At 64.9% G+C, this 16,079-nt stretch carries 14 protein-coding genes; 4 read left to right on the forward strand and 10 right to left on the reverse strand.

The annotated features are described in order from the left end of the window. Nucleotides 1–11: 11 nt before the first annotated feature. Both apbC and AC07Y0_RS14690 read right to left on the reverse strand, forming a co-directional pair. Entirely contained in the window at nt 12–1,163 is a 1,152-nt protein-coding gene (gene apbC / locus AC07Y0_RS14685) for an iron-sulfur cluster carrier protein ApbC (RefSeq protein ID WP_498678474.1), read from the reverse strand. 494 nt (nt 1,164–1,657) lie between these two features. Next, the gene (locus AC07Y0_RS14690; RefSeq protein ID WP_498678478.1) at nt 1,658–2,395 is read right to left on the reverse strand and encodes a helix-turn-helix transcriptional regulator; all 738 of its coding nucleotides are present in this window, start codon (nt 2,393–2,395) and stop codon (nt 1,658–1,660) included. A gap of 397 nt (nt 2,396–2,792) precedes the next feature. Between AC07Y0_RS14690 and AC07Y0_RS14695 the strand changes: the two genes are divergently transcribed. Together AC07Y0_RS14695 and AC07Y0_RS14700 are read left to right on the forward strand one after the other, a co-directional pair. Beyond that, the gene (locus AC07Y0_RS14695; RefSeq protein ID WP_498678480.1) at nt 2,793–3,680 is read left to right on the forward strand and encodes an SMP-30/gluconolactonase/LRE family protein; all 888 of its coding nucleotides are present in this window, start codon (nt 2,793–2,795) and stop codon (nt 3,678–3,680) included. A gap of 221 nt (nt 3,681–3,901) precedes the next feature. After that, nucleotides 3,902–4,486 (forward strand): PRC-barrel domain-containing protein, encoded by a 585-nt coding sequence (locus tag AC07Y0_RS14700; RefSeq protein ID WP_498678482.1) that lies wholly within the window; start codon nt 3,902–3,904, stop codon nt 4,484–4,486. Between the two features lie 93 nt (nt 4,487–4,579). On the opposite strand, the gene AC07Y0_RS14705 is transcribed toward AC07Y0_RS14700, so the two are convergent. Further along, nucleotides 4,580–5,941 (reverse strand): putative bifunctional diguanylate cyclase/phosphodiesterase, encoded by a 1,362-nt coding sequence (locus tag AC07Y0_RS14705; protein WP_498678483.1) that lies wholly within the window; start codon nt 5,939–5,941, stop codon nt 4,580–4,582. A 125-nt stretch (nt 5,942–6,066) separates the two neighbouring features. Next, nucleotides 6,067–7,713 carry a response regulator gene (locus AC07Y0_RS14710; RefSeq protein WP_498678485.1) on the reverse strand — a complete coding sequence of 549 codons (1,647 nt, stop codon included), beginning with the start codon at nt 7,711–7,713 and terminating at the stop codon, nt 6,067–6,069. Nucleotides 7,714–8,066: 353 nt separating this feature from the next. On the opposite strand from AC07Y0_RS14710, the gene mutL reads away from it, so the two are divergent. Both mutL and AC07Y0_RS14720 read left to right on the forward strand, forming a co-directional pair. Beyond that, nucleotides 8,067–9,890 (forward strand): DNA mismatch repair endonuclease MutL, encoded by a 1,824-nt coding sequence (gene mutL / locus AC07Y0_RS14715; RefSeq protein ID WP_498678486.1) that lies wholly within the window; start codon nt 8,067–8,069, stop codon nt 9,888–9,890. A 74-nt stretch (nt 9,891–9,964) separates the two neighbouring features. Continuing rightward, the gene (locus AC07Y0_RS14720; protein WP_498678488.1) at nt 9,965–10,192 is read left to right on the forward strand and encodes a DUF2093 domain-containing protein; all 228 of its coding nucleotides are present in this window, start codon (nt 9,965–9,967) and stop codon (nt 10,190–10,192) included. A gap of 15 nt (nt 10,193–10,207) precedes the next feature. On the opposite strand, the gene lpxK is transcribed toward AC07Y0_RS14720, so the two are convergent. From lpxK to AC07Y0_RS14750, 6 genes are all read right to left on the reverse strand, one after another. Next, nucleotides 10,208–11,245 carry a tetraacyldisaccharide 4'-kinase gene (gene lpxK / locus AC07Y0_RS14725; RefSeq protein ID WP_498678490.1) on the reverse strand — a complete coding sequence of 346 codons (1,038 nt, stop codon included), beginning with the start codon at nt 11,243–11,245 and terminating at the stop codon, nt 10,208–10,210. A 113-nt stretch (nt 11,246–11,358) separates the two neighbouring features. Then, nucleotides 11,359–12,066 carry an HAD family hydrolase gene (locus AC07Y0_RS14730; RefSeq protein WP_498678491.1) on the reverse strand — a complete coding sequence of 236 codons (708 nt, stop codon included), beginning with the start codon at nt 12,064–12,066 and terminating at the stop codon, nt 11,359–11,361. A 24-nt stretch (nt 12,067–12,090) separates the two neighbouring features. After that, complete coding sequence (gene waaA, locus AC07Y0_RS14735) at nt 12,091–13,416, reverse strand: lipid IV(A) 3-deoxy-D-manno-octulosonic acid transferase (RefSeq protein WP_498678493.1); 1,326 nt, start codon at nt 13,414–13,416, stop codon at nt 12,091–12,093. A gap of 152 nt (nt 13,417–13,568) precedes the next feature. Further along, complete coding sequence (locus AC07Y0_RS14740) at nt 13,569–13,817, reverse strand: DUF4170 domain-containing protein (RefSeq protein WP_498678494.1); 249 nt, start codon at nt 13,815–13,817, stop codon at nt 13,569–13,571. Nucleotides 13,818–13,878: 61 nt separating this feature from the next. Further along, on the reverse strand, nt 13,879–14,688 hold the full coding sequence (locus AC07Y0_RS14745) for a 3'(2'),5'-bisphosphate nucleotidase CysQ (protein ID WP_498678497.1): 810 nt from the start codon (nt 14,686–14,688) through the stop codon (nt 13,879–13,881). A gap of 39 nt (nt 14,689–14,727) precedes the next feature. Then, nucleotides 14,728–16,074, reverse strand: a complete 1,347-nt coding sequence (locus AC07Y0_RS14750; RefSeq protein ID WP_498680244.1) for a TldD/PmbA family protein — start codon at nt 16,072–16,074, stop codon at nt 14,728–14,730. Nucleotides 16,075–16,079 lie beyond the last annotated feature (5 nt).

The raw sequence follows: 16,079 nt of genomic DNA on the forward strand, positions 1-16,079 counted from the left end.
TGCCGTCGCGTTTACTCGAAGACGATCGAAGGAGCTGCCCGGCCGGAGCGGGCCTGCACCTGCGCCCATACCTTCTCGGCAATCTCGCGATAGACCCTGGCCTGCGGGCCTTCCGGATCGGACACCACGACCGGCGTTCCGGCATCCGACGTCTCGCGAATGGCAATGGTCAGCGGCACTTCGCCGAGGAAGGGCACGCCGATCCGTTCGGCCTCCGCCCTCGCCCCGCCATGACCGAAGATGTCGTAGCGGTTGCCGGTGTCGGGGGCGATGAAATAGCTCATGTTCTCGACGATGCCGAGGACCGGCACCTCGACCTTGTTGAACATGTTGAGTCCCTTGCGCGCGTCGATCAGGGCGAGATCCTGCGGCGTCGAGACGATGACGGCACCGGACAGCGGCACCTGCTGGGCCATGGTGAGTTGCGCATCGCCGGTGCCCGGGGGCATGTCGACCACCAGCACATCGAGATCGCCCCAGGCGACTTCGCGCAGCATCTGCATCAGTGCCGACTGGACCATCGGACCGCGCCAGATCATCGCCGTGCCCTCGTCGACCAGGAAACCCATCGACATGACCTTGATGCCGTAGTTCTCCATCGGCACGATGATGCGGTTCTCGATCTGCTGCGGCCGGCCGGAAATGCCCATCAGGCGCGGCAAGGAGGGGCCGTAGACGTCGGCGTCGAGAATGCCGACCTTGAGGCCGTTGGCCTTCATGGCGAGTGCCAGGTTCACCGCCGTCGTCGACTTGCCGACGCCGCCCTTGCCGGAGGCGACCGCAATGATCGCCCCGATGCCCGGAATGTTCTGCTTGGCCGGACGCTGGCCCGACGGCGCCTGAGCCGGCGCATGGGAATGGGAATGGCCGTGGGCCGCCGGCTGCGGCTTTGCCGCCGGCGCGGCGCCCGCCTTTCGTTCGGCGGTCAGGCTGACCAGCGCGCCCTTGACGCCCGGCATCGCCTTGACCGCCCGTTCGGCGGCCTGACGCAGCGGTTCGAGTTCGTTGGCGCGCTCGGCGGGAACGGTGATGGAGAAATACACCTTGCCGTCGGAGATAAAGACATCCGAGACCATGCCGAGAGCGATGATGTCGCCCTCGAAATCGGGACCGCGAACGGTCCTCAGCGTCTCCAGAACCTGGTCTCTCGTGACTGCGCTCATTCCACCCTCTCAGCGTTCCGCTCCGCCCGGGAGCCGGCTGTGCCCTAGATAGTGGACGGGAACGGGTTCGCCAACCGGAAAAGCGCGCGCACAGGAAGTCCGGCCCGCGGCGGAAGGCCCCGGCGGCGGTCGTGCCGCCATCGGCATTCGGCGAAAAAAAGAAAACCGCCGCCTAATCATGTCCAGAGTGGCGGACATTTTCGACGACGGCTTCCCTTGCCGCACCTTTTTCAGGTGGCTTGCAACGTCCCCTCTGGACTTGTTTCCATGAATGCAGAAACCGTGCCAGGTCGACCACACGGGAAATTTTGATCTGTTTTCAATGCTATAGCTTCGCACATGGGTGGGCGCCTACGGAATACAGGGAAGCCCCCGCCCGCGTTTTGGGCGCAGCCATGGCCGGAAGAGCAAATTTGAGGCAGGCCATGCCGCGGACGGTGCGGCAGGAAAAAAGGCAAAGACCTGACGCGCCGGGCAAAGGGCCGAAACCGGCCCTACTTGATCAGTCCGAGCCTCAGCGCCTTCGCGACCGCCTGCGTGCGGTTCACGGTATCGAGCTTCTTGGTGGCGCGGTTCAGATAGTGGTTGATGGTGTGCTCGGAGAGCCCGAGGATCTCGGCGATCTCGACGCTGGTCTTGCCGGCGGCCGTCCAGTTCAGGCAATCGATTTCCCGCTCCGTCAGCATATCCGTCGCGCGGTTGTCGAGCTCGCGGATCTCGGCCAGCCGATTGTAGACATGGATCGACAGATACATCAGCTCCATCATCTCGGTCGGCGAAAACGCCGCCCGGTCGCCGGCAAACGACACTGCGCCCCGCATGCCTGAGGCATCATGGACCGGGAAGTAGCCCCCGCGCGGCATTCGGTAACGCTCGAACATCGATTTCGAGATCTCGGTCGTGCGGGCATCCCGTTGCTTGGCGACGTGCTCGATGTCGAAGAGGAACGGTGCCGTCGCCGTGCGCAGGCGGATGAGGATGGGGCTGGAGGCCAAGAGGGCGACCTGGTCATATTCGGCGATGAGGTCGGCCGGCCAGTTGGTGATGATCGAGTTGCTCGACAGATCGAGCGATGTCGCCGACGGCAGGTTCAACACCATGAACGCACGCGCGCCATAGTGCTCGGTCAGCCGCTTCATGAAACGGAAGACATCGAACTGGGTCTTGAATCCACCAATGTCGGCGACGTAGTCCGCAATGCGGTTGGTGCCGTCAGTCTCAATCACGCTCATCGTATAGTTTTTTCTTCGCAAAGCCCCAGAATCGGCAAGCGGCGACTTCTACCGACAGCAGGCCCGGACCTCGACTGCAATCGAAGGCGTGTCCGTCGCCGCTGGGCCGCTTCCCCTGAAACACAATCGAACCACAAATGACAATCGTCAGACAACTCTTCCGCATGTCGCGTGAAACGTCGCGACCAATCTTTGTTGACACACAATGGAAGAGTTATATCGATTGCGGTAGACCAACATGCGGGATCGCCCGCGAATCCAGCCTGCCGACGCTTCGGACCATAACCGCAGAAACATGGTGCAGTCCAGCAACTAACTTTATTTTACGGTAAACCCCTGTCAACAAGGGGGCGGATGCCGGCTTGCCCCCGGGCAAGATCAAGGGGAAGGAGACCACATGCCGTCACACCATTCGTTTGCTGGATTGATCCTCGATGAAACCCGGCTGGAACTCGGAGAGGGACCTACCTACGATCCCGACCTCGATTGCCTTTGGTGGTTCGACATTCTCGGCCGGAGCCTGCGGCGTCTCGACCTTGCGACCGGTACGGCGAGCGCCCACGCCCTGCCCTTCCTAGGCAGCGTGATCGCACGCACCGACGGCGGCCGTCACCTCATCGCCTCCGACCAGGGCCTGTTCCTGCGCGACCTCGCCTCGGGCGAACTCAGCCACCATTGCGAACTGGAACCGGAGAGCCGCGGCAATCGCTCCAACGACGGCCGGGTGCATCCTTGCGGCGCGCTGTGGATCGGCACGATGGGCAAGGCAGCGGCAACCGGCGCCGGCGCGATCTACCATGTGGCCGGCAAGACCGTGACCCGGCTCTTCGACAAAATCAGCATCCCCAATGCCATCTGCTTCTCGCCTGACGGTGCCACCGGCTATTTCGTCGATTCCAAGGTCAACACGCTGATGCGCGTACCGCTGGACCCTGCGACGGGTCTTCCGACCGGTGCGGCCAGCCTGTTCATCGACGGGCGTGACCAGCCGGGCGTATTCGACGGCTCGGTCTGCGACGCCAAGGGCGATATCTGGAATGCGCGCTGGGGCGGCGGCGGGGTGGATCGATATGATGCGCAGGGCCGCCACCTTGCCCGCTATGACATGCCGGCACAGCGCGTGACCTGCCCGGCCTTCTTCGGGCGCAATGCCGACCGGCTGGTGGTGACGTCCTGCTGGGAGGGGCTCGATGCCGCCGGACGTGCTGCGGATTCGCTGGCCGGCGCCACCTTCGAACTCGGCGTGGCGGTCGAAGGCCGCATCGAGCCGGCCTTCAGACTCTGACGGAAAGGGCCGGCGCCAACAGCCGGCCAATGCCGCCACGAGACCGGCAAACGCAAAATTGTTCCCTGCAAAGGCAAAAATTTACCCGACAAGGCCACGGGAACGAATAGCGGCGACATGCATTTTCCTCTCGAACCGACGTGATCGGCTCAGCCCAATCCAAGACGGGCCAAGCCGATCGCGTCTTTCGCAAGACCATCTCGAGGAAAGGTAGGTCCACCATGAAGAAGACCCTCAACGCTTTCGCCGCCGCTGTACTGCTCGGCTCCACCGCAATCGCACCGTTTGCCTATGCACAGGACGCCACCGCTCCTGCAGCCGGCACCGAGGCTCCGGCCGTCGCTCCGATGACCGACACCGCGCCGAATGCCGCAGCGACCACCCCGACCGATCCGGCTGCCGCCAATTCGACCATGGCCGCCACGACCGACACCTATCTGACCGAGCAGAGCGCTACCCAGATCAGCGCCAACACCTTCATCGGCCAGTCGGTCTACACGTCGAGCGATGACTCGATCGGCGAGATCAACGACCTGATCATCGAAGAAAAGGGCGGCATCGTCGCTGCCGTGATCGGTGTCGGCGGCTTCCTCGGCATCGGCGAGAAGGACGTCGCGGTTCCGATGAGCAAGATCACCGTGACCCGTGACGCCGACGATGCGAACGAGCTTCGCCTGACGACCATGGAAACGGCCGAAACGCTCAAGGCCGCTCCGGAATTCAAGAAGCTGGACGTCCGCGCTGACGCGAACTCGACCATGACGCCGACCGACAGCACCACCACCTCGTCGACGGTTACCAAGTAACCTGGAACGCGGGACGTGTTGAAACCATGGAGGGCGATGCTTCGGCATCGCCCTTTTTGCTTTGGCTATGGTTGAGGAACAACCTGAAACGTTTCAGGCGCTGGCTCGTTCGACCAGGGCAAATTCGTGATGGTGTTCATCGAGATAGCGCAGCGTGGCCGCCGCGTCCGCGGGCTTGCCGAAGTAGTAGCCCTGCCCCATGCCGCAGCCGAGCCTGCGCAGCTTTTCGGCCTCGGAGGCGGTCTCGATACCCTCGGCCACCACCTCGAGATCCAGGCCCTCGCACATCGTGACGATCGCCTTGATGATGTGCTCGGAGGTGCGGTCGGTGGTGATCGCGGAGACGAAGGCGCGGTCGATCTTGACCTTGTCGAAGGTGAAGTCGCGCAGGCGCCCGAGACTGGACTGGCCGGTGCCGAAGTCGTCGAGCGAGATCTTGATGCCCGCCTGGCGCAGCTCGCCGATGATCCGGCGTGCCGTGTCGGCAGAGGTCATGACCGCGGTCTCGGTGATCTCGAGCTCGAGGCGGCGCGGGTCGAAGCCGACCGCCGACAGGATCGAAAGCGTATTGAAGGTCGTGCGCGGGTCCATCAGCTGGGCGGAGGACAGATTGAACGACAGAAAGAGTTCGTGCGGCCAGACAAGGGTCGCTTCCGCGGCCTTGCGCAGCAGGGTCTCCGACAGCATGTCGATGAAGCCGCGTTCCTCGGCCAGCGGCACGAAGATGGCCGGGGACACGAAACCGAGATCCGGGTCGTTCCAGCGGGCCAGGGCCTCAAAGCCGACGACGCGGTTGTCGGCGAGCGAGACGATGGGCTGGAAGTGCACGTCGACATTGTCGGTGATGATGGCATGGCGCAGCGCCTGCTCGAGCTGCGTGGCGCGCTTCATCTCCTGCGCGATCTCGCGCGAGTAGACGGTGATCTGGCCCCGGCCGCGACGCTTGGAACGGTAGAGCGCGGTTTCGGCGCTCTTCATCAGCTCCTCGAAATCGGCGCCGGCAAAGGGATAGACGGCAAAGCCGAGCGAGGCGGAGAGACGGACGTTGCGGTCGCCGAGGTCATAGGGTGCCGACAGCACGTCCTTGATCATCTGCCCGGTGCGCTCGGCGCCAAGCCGTTCGAAGACGAGCGGCAGGATGATGGCGAATTCGTCGCCGTCGTGGCGCGTCACCGTGGCGCCGTCGGGCACGCAAGCTTTCAGGCGGTGGGCGACCTGGCAGAGGATTTCGTCACCCGCAACCGAGCCGAACAGGTCGTTGATCGGCTTGAAGCCATCGAGATTGACGATGCCGACGGTGAAAGGTGCGGGGTCGGCGGCCCGTTCGCTCGCCAGCAGCCGGACCTTGTCGCGCAGCCGATACCGGTTGCCGAGCCCGGTCAGTTGGTCGGTATAGGCCATCGCCTGAAGTTCATTCTGGCTTACCTGGGGCAATGTGGTTCCGGCAGAGCCCATCGGCACATCCTGGATAGAATCCTCTCACAGACCCACAGGATGAGATCCAAACATTAAAAAATAATAGAAATTTCGGAGCGTTGGCTATGGAATGTAACCCACTATTTAGGGGGTTGACAGCCCCATTAGCCGGCCGCAGCGCCCTTCAGCTGGGGCGCCACGCGCTCCAGCACGGCCTCGACGGCGTCCGGGCTCAGAGGTTTCAGGATCACGTCGTTCATCCCCGCGGCGAAACACTCGTCACGATCGCGCTCGAAGGCCTGAACCAACACGCCAATCACCGGCGTGGTGCGTCCCGTGCCGCGCTCCTCTTCGCGAATGCGGCGGCAGGCCTCGAAACCGTTGAGAAGCGGGAGCGTGACGTCCATCAGGACGACGTCGGGCCGAAGCTCCCGGCAGAACCGCACGACCGCCTCGCCGTCCGCCGCGATGCGGTAGTCGTAGCCCAGACCTTCCAGGATCTGCGAGAAGACGATCTGGTTGATGTCGTTGTCCTCGGCGACGAGCACCAAGGGGGCCGGGGCGTGGGGATGCCTGACATCCGGCTCGGCCTCGCCGGTGCTGATCTCCCAATCGTCCGGTATAGCCTGGGGTTCGAGGCCGGCGAGCTTTTCCATGATCATGAAGGCAAGCTCGGTGTCGATCTGGAAGCCGTCGAGCGTGATGGTACCGATGTCATAGTCATCGGCGACTTCCAGGCATCTGACGTCCATTTCGGTGTCGACCGCGATCAGGTCGATCACCACGCCGACCGATCGGGCGACGCTGAGGAAAGCCTCCTGCTCGACGGCATTGCGCACACAGCAGGCGTCAAAACCGAGCTTGTGCAGCGTCTTCAGGCTCTTGGCCTCGAATTCCGTATCCGTGGTGACAAGCAGCGCCTTGCGTCCGAGATGGACCGCACGGACCTCTGCCAGGACAGAATCTTTCTTCCGCAGCAGCGGCGTGTATGCCGCGGTGGCGACGGCGGCGTCTTCGGATGCCGTGCCCAGGGCATCGGCGAAACTGGTGACGACGAAATAGCGGCCCGGCTTGCCGACCCGCTGGCTTCGCAGGACGACGCGACGGGAGCCGGAGGGAGCGGTCGGAAGCTCCACCGCCATGGCCGAGGACGTTCCCGTTTCCAGGACATGCCGCGTGACGCCCATCAATTGCCCGGCAATCTGGTCGGGAAATGCGCCGGCCAGCGCCCCACCCAGTACGCTTTCGGGCTGAATGTCCATGAAGCTGCAGAAGGCCTTATTGACCGCCACCATGCCGAGATTGCGGTCCTGGACGAAGACCGGCTGCGGAAGATTGTCGAGGATCTCCTCGGTCAGCTGTACGCGCTCCATGTCGGCGCGCCACTGCTCTTCGCGCTTCTTCTGGTCGGTGATGTCGGTAATCACGCAGATGCCGTGACCGGAGGGAAGCCGGCGCTTGGTCAACCGGGTCCAGCGGCTCTGTCCGTCGCATTGCTGGACGTCGGACCGTTCGCGCCAATGGGCCGAAATATGCTCGGCGATCCATTCTTCCCGGCTCTGGGTCGTGTCACTGCTACCGCCTGCGGCGACCCCGCGCCAACCGGTGTCGTAGAGCGCGCCCAGATAGTCGCGCAGGCGGGTACCCGGCGTCAGGAACTGGGGAGGGACGGGAAAGTAGCTACGGATGAGACGGCTGGCGTAGATCAACTCGTCGTTGCGGTCATAGACGAAGAATGCCACCGACAGCACTTCGGAGACGGCGTCGAGCATGGTCGTCTGCATCGTTGCATCCGATACCTCGCTGACCATCCGCCATTCCTCTTCGGCCTGTCCACCAGGAACTGGTGCAAACTCATCCATGCTGGCGTCTCGAAACACTGGGCGTTGGCGACCAGCCGAAATTCACTCGTATTTCTCAACGCAACCGAACATGCCGAAGGAAAAACCTTGATTCGACATTAGGGGCGGAATGAAAGACGCTTCGGCACCGTCTTTCCCCCCTGCTGGCAGGCCAGCTTTGTCGGGAAAACATTTCAAGTCTGAATTGAAACTATCGGGCTAAGCTTAAGGCGAGCTTAATACCCAGTGCAAGTTGTACCGCTTTTGCTCAACCGGCGCAGTTCCTGCTTCCCTCGGAGCGACGAATCCACGAAAATGAAAAGATGAACATCAAGCAGCTCTCCGAAACGCTCGTCAACCAGATCGCCGCCGGCGAGGTCATCGAACGGCCGGCCAGCGCCGCCAAGGAATTGATCGAGAACGCCATCGACGCGGGTGCCACGCGCATCGAGATCGCCACGGCCGGCGGCGGCAAGAGCCTGCTGCGGGTCGCCGACAACGGCTCCGGCATGGAGGCGGAGGATCTCGAACTGGCGATCCGCCGCCACTGTACCTCGAAGATCAGCGACACGCTGTTCGACATCCGCACGCTCGGCTTTCGCGGCGAGGCCCTGCCGTCGATCGGCTCGGTCGCAAGGCTCAGTATTGCCAGCCGAAGGGTCGGCAGCCCGGAAGGGGCGGAGATCGTCGTGGCCGGCGGCAAGGTGTCGCCCGTCAGGCCGGCCGCGGCCAATCCGGGAACGACGGTCGAGGTGCGCGACCTGTTCTTCGCCACCCCTGCCCGGCTGAAGTTCCTCAAGACCGAGAAGGCGGAAGCGGCAGCGATCACCGAGGTGGTGAAGCGCATGGCGATCGCCTTCCCGGCGATCCGCTTCGTGCTGTCGGGCAGCGACCGCTCGACACTGGAACTGCCGGCGACCGGCGACGACCACCTAGCGCGCATCGCCCAGGTGCTCGGCACCGATTTCCGCGACAATGCCATTGCGCTCGATGCCGAGCGCGAGGACGTGCACCTCGGCGGCTTTGCCGGCCTGCCGACCTTCCATCGCGGCAATTCCGCTCACCAGTACGCCTTCGTCAACGGGCGTCCGGTGCAGGACAAGCAGATCCTCTCGGCGATCCGCGGCGCCTATGCCGAGACCATGCCGCAGGGCCGTTATCCGGTCGCCGTGCTGTCGCTGACACTCGATCCGGCGCTGGTCGACGTCAACGTGCACCCGGCAAAATCGGATGTTCGCTTCCGCGACCCGGGTCTGGTGCGCGGGCTGATCGTCGGCGCCATCCGCGAGGCGCTGAAGCGCGAGGGCGACCGCGCCTCGACCACCGGGGCGGGCGGCATGCTGCGTGCCTTCAGGCCCGGCTTTCGCCCGACGGCCTCTCCCGCTCCCGGCGGCAGCTGGAGCTTCCAGTCCTCGCCCTACCGGCCGTTCGAAAGCCCTGCCGCACCCGCCGCTCCGGCCAGAGGTTTCGCCGAAACGGCGCAGGCGGCTTTCGGCGAGACCGAAATGCCGACCGCGCGGGCGGAAAGCTTCACGCCGCGCGAAACCGCCGTGCAGGAGCCGGCCTCCTTCCCGCTCGGGGCGGCGCGCGCGCAGGTCCATGCCAATTACATCGTCTCGCAGACCAGGGACGGGCTCGTCATCGTCGACCAGCATGCCGCCCATGAGCGGCTGGTGTTCGAGCAGATGCGCAAGGCGCTTTCCGGCCGGCGGCTGCCGTCGCAGGGCCTGCTGATCCCGGAGATCGTCGACATGCCCGAGGAGGATTGCGACCGCCTGATGGTGCATGCGGAGGCGCTGGAGCAGCTGGGGCTCGCCATCGAGCGGTTCGGCCCGGGCGCCATCGCTGTGCGCGAGACGCCGGCCATGCTGGGCGAGATGGACGTGCCGGGCCTGGTGCGCGAACTCGCCGACGAGATCGCCGAATGGGACACGGCGCAGGGGCTCTCGGCGAAGCTGGAGCACGTCGCCGCCACCATGGCGTGCCACGGATCGGTGCGCTCAGGGCGCCAGCTGAGGGTCGAGGAAATGAACGCGCTGCTGCGCCAGATGGAGGAGACGCCGGGCTCCGGCCAGTGCAATCACGGTCGCCCCACCTATGTCGAGCTGAAGCTTTCCGACATCGAGCGGCTGTTCGGTCGCAGCTGACACCACTGAAAAGGCTGGAAATCTCGACGATGGCGCGTTATGGCAGTTTTGTTACTCGCAGGAGACCGAGCCGCATGAACCGTTTCGAAGGTGGAAGCCGGGAAGCCAAGATCCGTTACCTCGACGCGGACTTCCAGATCCTGTCGCCCGGTTCCTACGTGACCTGCGCGATCACCGGCCAGCCGATCATGATCGACGAGTTGAAATACTGGAGCGTCGCGCGGCAAGAGCCCTATGTCGATGCCGCGGCCTCGCTCGAAGCCGAAAAGCGGGCCGGTGCGCTTCCCAACCAGAAGCGCTGATCCAAACGACCGCCCTCAGGGCGCGGACTTCCTCAGCCGCCGCGCCCGGCAGACCTCCACGGCCCGGTCGATGACGAGATCGGGAGCACGGGGATCATCGAACGCCATTTCCACATCGACGACCCTGACCCGCTGCAGCAGTTCCTCCGAACGGCCATGGCCGCCGATCAGCCGCACCATGTCCTTCGCGGTGGTCGCAAGCGTCAGGCCGCCGGCGTCGGCATGGGCAATCAGGTCGTCGATCTCGTCGTCGCTCAGGTGATGGTGATCGGGGAAGTCGCGCCTCTCGACGACCTCCGCGCCGATCGTCTCCAGCGTGCGGTAAAACTTTCCCGGATCGGCGATACCGGCAAAGCCCAGCACGCGGCTCCCGGCCAGCCCGGAATCGCCGCGCGGCCTGAGCGTGGCCACCAGGACCTGCTTGCCGGCCCTTGCCGCCTGGCGCACCAGCCGGTCGGCGGCGTTGCCGTCTCCGACCTTGAGGATGGCATCGAGATGCCGCATCTGCACGGCGATCGGCGCGCGCACCGGACCGCCGGGAACGATATGGCCATTGCCGATTCCGCGATAGGTGTCGATGACGACGAGGGCGAAGTCGACGGTCAGCCGCGCGCTCTGGAAGCCGTCATCCATGATAATGAGGTCGGCGCCCTCCTTGACCAGGCGCTCGGCCCCGGCGACGCGGCGGCGCGAGATCACGGTCAGCGCCTCGCGGGCGAGCAGCAGCGGTTCATCGCCGACATCGACGGAACGGTGATGGGCGGGGTCGACGACGGTGGTGACATCCAGCGAACCGCCATAACCGCGGCTGAGAAAACCGGGGGTCAAACCCTTGGCCTTGGCGGCACGGGCGATCATCAGGGCGGTGGGGGTCTTCCCGGCGCCGCCGACGGTAAAATTGCCGACGCAGATGACCGGGACGGGAGGCGCGTGGCGCCGCTTGCGGCCCATGCGGTAACCGGCGACCTTGCCGTAAAGGAAGGACAAGGGCGCGAGGCTCCAGGCGCGCCAGTCGGCCTTCATCCACCAGAACGGCGGCGCTTCCGAAACCATCGAGCAGTCTTCCCCTATTCCCGCGGGTCCTGCCCCGCAACCTCGCGTGCGGAACAGCAGAGCCCAAGAGCCGGGCATTCGTCAAGTCGGCTGTCCCGTTTCGGGACGGTCGCTCAGCCCAGGACGGCCTCGAGCTCGGTGATGTCGTTGAGAATGATGTCGCAGGCTTCTTCGAGCGACTGGCGCGAGCCGGTACCCGACAGGACCGCGACCTTGAGGCCGGCGCCGGCGTTGCGGCCCATGTGCAGGTCATGATTGCTGTCGCCGACGACCGCCACCTGATGCGGCGCGAGCCCGGTCTCGGCACAGAAACCCAGCACCATGCCCGGACCGGGCTTGGCGCCATGGCCGCTGTCATAGCCGGCGACGAAGTCGACATAGTGGTCGATGCCGAAGCGCCGCACCGTCACGCGGATCGACCTCTCGTTGTCGCTCGAAGCGATGCCCAGTCTGAGGCCCCGCTGGCGCAGGCGCGCGAAGAGCGGCTGGAGTTCGGTCACCGGCACCGACATCTCCGCCGCACCGGCGAAGAGATCGTCGATCAGGGGTACCAGCGTCTCCGGATCAAAAGGCGCCCCGGCGCCAATCAGCCCCTCGGCAATTTCGCGGGTGTTGCCGGCGGCGAACAGGCTGTCCGGCACGATATGCCCCGAAATCGGGTCCATGCCGCAGGCGGCAAGCAGCCGGTCGGCGAGTTCCGCATCACCACCCGCGGCGACCAGGGACACCTGGCGGTTGACCGGCTCCCAGCTCGCGTCGAAATCGAGCAAGGTTCCGTCCTTGTCGAACAGAATGCCGGCGATCTGCGATGGCACAGACATGATCACTCCCCCCGGAAACGATTTTCAGCCGCGGCGCGCGGCGCGCGGTTCGAGCTTGGCCTTGACGGTCAGCGGATTGATGTAGGGCTCCAGGCCCTTGACCGTCGCCATCAGCGCACCGCGCATTTCCTGCATGCTCTCCATGCCGGCGTCGATCATCTTGTGGCGGGCGAGATCGTTGGTCATCAGGAAATGCACCGCCTTGGCCAGCATCTCGGCGTCACGCACGATGCGGGCGCTGCCGCTGCGCACCAGCCGCTGGTAGCTTTCGCGGAAATTTCCGACCTTGGGGCCGGCAAGCACCGCGCAACCGAGCATGGCCGGCTCCAGCGGGTTCTGCCCACCCTCGCCGGTCAGCGAGCGGCCGACGAAGGCGATCTCGGTCAGGCGGAGATAGAGGCCCATTTCGCCGATCGTGTCGCCGAGCAGCACGTCGACGTCCGGCGTGATCACATCGTCGCGGGTGCGCCGCGCGACCTTCATGCCTTTTTCCACCATCATCGCCTCGATCTCGTCGGCGCGTTCCGGATGGCGCGGCACGACGATCGACAGCAGACCGGTATGCGCCTTGAGCGCCCGGTGCACCATGGTGGCGATCTTCTCTTCGCCATCGAAAGTCGAGATGGCCGCCCAGGTCTTGCGATCGCCGATCTGCTGGCGATAGCGCTCCAGAACAGCGTCGTCGCAGGGCGGTGCATCGCCGTCGACCTTGATGTTTCCGGAGACGTTGACCGGCCAGGCGCCGAGATCGCGGAACCGCTCCGCATCCAGGTCGGACTGGGCGATCACCAGCGCGAGGCGCGAGAACAGCGCCTCGGCAATGGAAGAATGACGCTGCCAGCGGGCAAAGGAGCGATCGGATATACGGGCGTTGACCAGGATCTGCGGAATATGCCGCTTGTGAAGCTCCATCAGCGTGGTCGGCCAGATCTCGGATTCCACCGAGATGGCGACATCCGGCTGCCAGTAGCTGAGAAAGCGGCGCACCGCCGGCTTCACGTCGAGCGGCACGTATTGGTGCAGGATCTCGCCGTCGAGCCGGAAGCGCGCGAGTTCGGCCGAGGTAACGGTACCGGTGGTCAAAAGGACATTGATGTCGCGGCGGCGCAGTTCCCGCATCAGCGGCACGATGGCGAGCGTCTCGCCGACGCTCGCGGCATGCATCCACACGAGCGGACCCGACGGCCGGTCGATCGCCGGGTAACCGAAGCGCTCCAGGCGGCGGGTGCGGTCTTCCTTGCCCTTGGCGGCGCGCAAGGCCAGGAGCGGCCCCGTCAGCGGATAGGCAGCAATGCCCGCCCAGCCGTAGGAGGCAATGGCCAACGATGCCAGACCGTCGCTCAGCGCCATTGTTCGGGACCGTTTCTGTTCACCATGAACGCCATTTCGCCCTTTCCGGGGGTGGCTACGCAAAAACTTCTGATGCTTCAAAACTACGTTTTAAAAGTGACACGCGGCAACGGCCCGGGACATCTTCCACAGACCGCTACCGAAAAAAGTCCTCAGCTCTCGATCGTCTTGCCACCGGGGGTGAGCAGGCGATGCATATGCACGATGAAATAGCGCATATGGGCGTTGTCGACGGTCTGCTGGGCCTTGGCCTTCCAGGCGACGAGCGCGCTCGCATAATCGGGGAACATGCCGACAATGTCGAGGGCGTTCAGGTCGCGGAACTGAACGTCTTCCAGGCTCGACAATTCGCCGCCGAAGACGAGGTGAAGAAGCTGCTTGTTGTCGCTGGATTCCGTCATTCTCGGTTTCTTTCCGTTCGCATTTTCTCCCTCCCTCCTCTGCTCGATTTCGCAGAAAAGGTCAACCGCGCGGCAGGAGCAGGAGATGTTTCAAAAGGTCCGGCAGTTCGGCGTCGATCGCGGCGCAGAGCTCGCCATGGCTCACGTCGGCGCGATTGTAGCACAACAGCTCGCCGGCAAGATCGACGAGCCGCCCGCCGGCGCGCTCGAGGATGAGGTCGGCGGCGGCGAGATCCCAGTCATGCGAATTGCGCTTGACCAGGGTGGCGTCGATCCGACCTTCGGCGACCATGGCCAGGCGATAGGCGAGCGACGGGATATGCTCGACCCGCTCGATGCGGGTGCGGATCTCGGCATCGAAGGCCGAGACGATATCCTGCGGGGTGGCGACGCGCAGACGCTCGTCCGGCCGGTGCGCGGCAACCGTGATCGGCTGGCCGTTCTTCAGAGCGGGGCCGCCGAGGCAGGCCGCGAATTCCTCGTCGAGCGCCGGCGCGACCAGCACGCCGGCCACCGGCCTGCCATGATGCACGACCGCGACGCTGACGCACCAGGTCTTGCGGCCGTTGATGAAGGCGCGCGTGCCGTCGATCGGATCGACGACGAAGAGCGTATCGCAGGCGAGCCGCGCCGGATCGTCGTCGGTTTCCTCCGACAGCCAGCCATAGCGCGGGCGGGCCTTGCGCAGTTTCTCCTCAAGGCAGCGGTTGGCCGCATAGTCGGCGGCACTGACCGGCGAATGGCCCTCGTTCTTCCACCACACTTCCGGCGACTGGCCGAAATAGCTGAGCGCCACTGCGCCCGCTTCGCGCGCGGCCGTGGCGATCAGTGTCATGTCCGCCTGCCAGTCCATGGTCGTCCTGCCTGTCATTCCTGCCTCTTTCGGCCCGCCGTCTCGTTCGTCCGCCCGTCAGCGCCCTGCAAGCGTCATGCCCTCGATGGCGATCGTCGGGGCGGCGACGCCGAACTTGCGGTCGATGTCGCTTGCCGGCGTGACCCGCATGAATATGTCCTTGAGGTTCGAGGCGATCGTCACCTCGGAAACCGGATAGGTCAGTTCGCCGTTCTCGATCCAGAAGCCGGTGGCGCCGCGGCTGTATTCGCCGGTGATCATGTCGACGCCCTGGCCGATCAGTTCGGTCACGTAGAAGCCGTTGCCGACCTGGCGGATCAGATCCTCGGGCGAGATCGTTCCGGGCTCGAGCGCAAGGTTGGTGGAGGTGGGAGAAACCGAGGTTCCCCCGCGCGCGCCGCGGCCGTTGGTGTGCAGCCCGAGTTCGCGGGCTGCCGAAGACGAGAGGAACCAGTGCGTGAGCACGCCGTCCTCGATCATCGTCAGCTTCTCGCCGCGCACGCCCTCGCCGTCGAACGGACGCGAGGCGGAGCCCCGCACTTTCAGCGGATCGTCGGTGATGTTCAGCCCGGCCTTGAGCACCTGTTCGCCCATGCGGTCGCGCAGGAAGGATGTCTTGCGGGCCACCGAGGCGCCGTTGATGGCGCCGGCAATGTGGCCGACGAAACCGCGCGCAACGCGCGGGTCGAACACGACGGTCACGTCCTTGTCCGTCGGCACCTGGCGCGGGTTGATCCGCTTGACCACGCGCTCGCCGGCGCGGCGGCCGATGGCTTCCGGCGCATCGAGTTCGGCGAAATAGAGGCGGCTGTCGAAATCGTGGTCGCGCTCCATGCGCGTGCCTTCGCCGGCAATCACGCCGACGGACCGGCTGAAGCGGGAGGCCATGTAGCTGCCGGAAAAGCCGTGCGAGGTGACGAGCACCATGCCGCCCATGCCGGCGGACGCACCGGCCCCGGCCGAATTGCTGACGCCTTCGACGCCGAGGGCTGCCGCTTCCATCGAAAGGGCGGCCTCGCGCAGCATGTCGCTCGACACTTCCGTCGGGTCGAACAGGTCGAGATCGATCATCGAGCGGGCGAGATCGGACGCGTCGGCAAGGCCCGCATAGGGATCTTCCGGCGAGACCTTCGCCATGGCGACGGCGCGCTCGGCCAGCACCTTGAGGTCGAAGCCCGGATTGGCCGAGACGCTGGCGACCTGCTTGCCGATGAAGACCCTCAGCGAGAAATCGTCGCCTTCGGAGGCGTCGGTCTGCTCGACCTTGCCGAGACGCACGCTGACCGAGGTCGAGCGGGAGCGCAGGACCACGGCGTCGGCGCTGTCGGCGCCGGCTTTCAGGGCGAGCGCGACGAGTTCCTCGGCGCGGGAGAGGAGGCTGGCGGAATCGATCTGGCTGGACATGATTT

The sequence above is a fragment of the Allorhizobium sp. GW101-3B10 genome, from assembly GCF_059424725.1.

Coding starts and splice junctions, on each gene's coding strand:
- apbC (WP_498678474.1), bottom strand. CDS start 1,163: ATGAGCGCAGTCACGAGAGACCAGGTTCTGGAGACGCTGAGGACCGTT.
- AC07Y0_RS14690 (WP_498678478.1), bottom strand. CDS start 2,395: ATGAGCGTGATTGAGACTGACGGCACCAACCGCATTGCGGACTACGTC.
- AC07Y0_RS14695 (WP_498678480.1), top strand. CDS start 2,793: ATGCCGTCACACCATTCGTTTGCTGGATTGATCCTCGATGAAACCCGG.
- AC07Y0_RS14700 (WP_498678482.1), top strand. CDS start 3,902: ATGAAGAAGACCCTCAACGCTTTCGCCGCCGCTGTACTGCTCGGCTCC.
- AC07Y0_RS14705 (WP_498678483.1), bottom strand. CDS start 5,941: ATGGGCTCTGCCGGAACCACATTGCCCCAGGTAAGCCAGAATGAACTT.
- AC07Y0_RS14710 (WP_498678485.1), bottom strand. CDS start 7,713: ATGGTCAGCGAGGTATCGGATGCAACGATGCAGACGACCATGCTCGAC.
- mutL (WP_498678486.1), top strand. CDS start 8,067: ATGAACATCAAGCAGCTCTCCGAAACGCTCGTCAACCAGATCGCCGCC.
- AC07Y0_RS14720 (WP_498678488.1), top strand. CDS start 9,965: ATGAACCGTTTCGAAGGTGGAAGCCGGGAAGCCAAGATCCGTTACCTC.
- lpxK (WP_498678490.1), bottom strand. CDS start 11,245: ATGGTTTCGGAAGCGCCGCCGTTCTGGTGGATGAAGGCCGACTGGCGC.
- AC07Y0_RS14730 (WP_498678491.1), bottom strand. CDS start 12,066: ATGTCTGTGCCATCGCAGATCGCCGGCATTCTGTTCGACAAGGACGGA.
- waaA (WP_498678493.1), bottom strand. CDS start 13,416: ATGGCGCTGAGCGACGGTCTGGCATCGTTGGCCATTGCCTCCTACGGC.
- AC07Y0_RS14740 (WP_498678494.1), bottom strand. CDS start 13,817: ATGACGGAATCCAGCGACAACAAGCAGCTTCTTCACCTCGTCTTCGGC.
- AC07Y0_RS14745 (WP_498678497.1), bottom strand. CDS start 14,688: ATGACAGGCAGGACGACCATGGACTGGCAGGCGGACATGACACTGATC.
- AC07Y0_RS14750 (WP_498680244.1), bottom strand. CDS start 16,074: ATGTCCAGCCAGATCGATTCCGCCAGCCTCCTCTCCCGCGCCGAGGAA.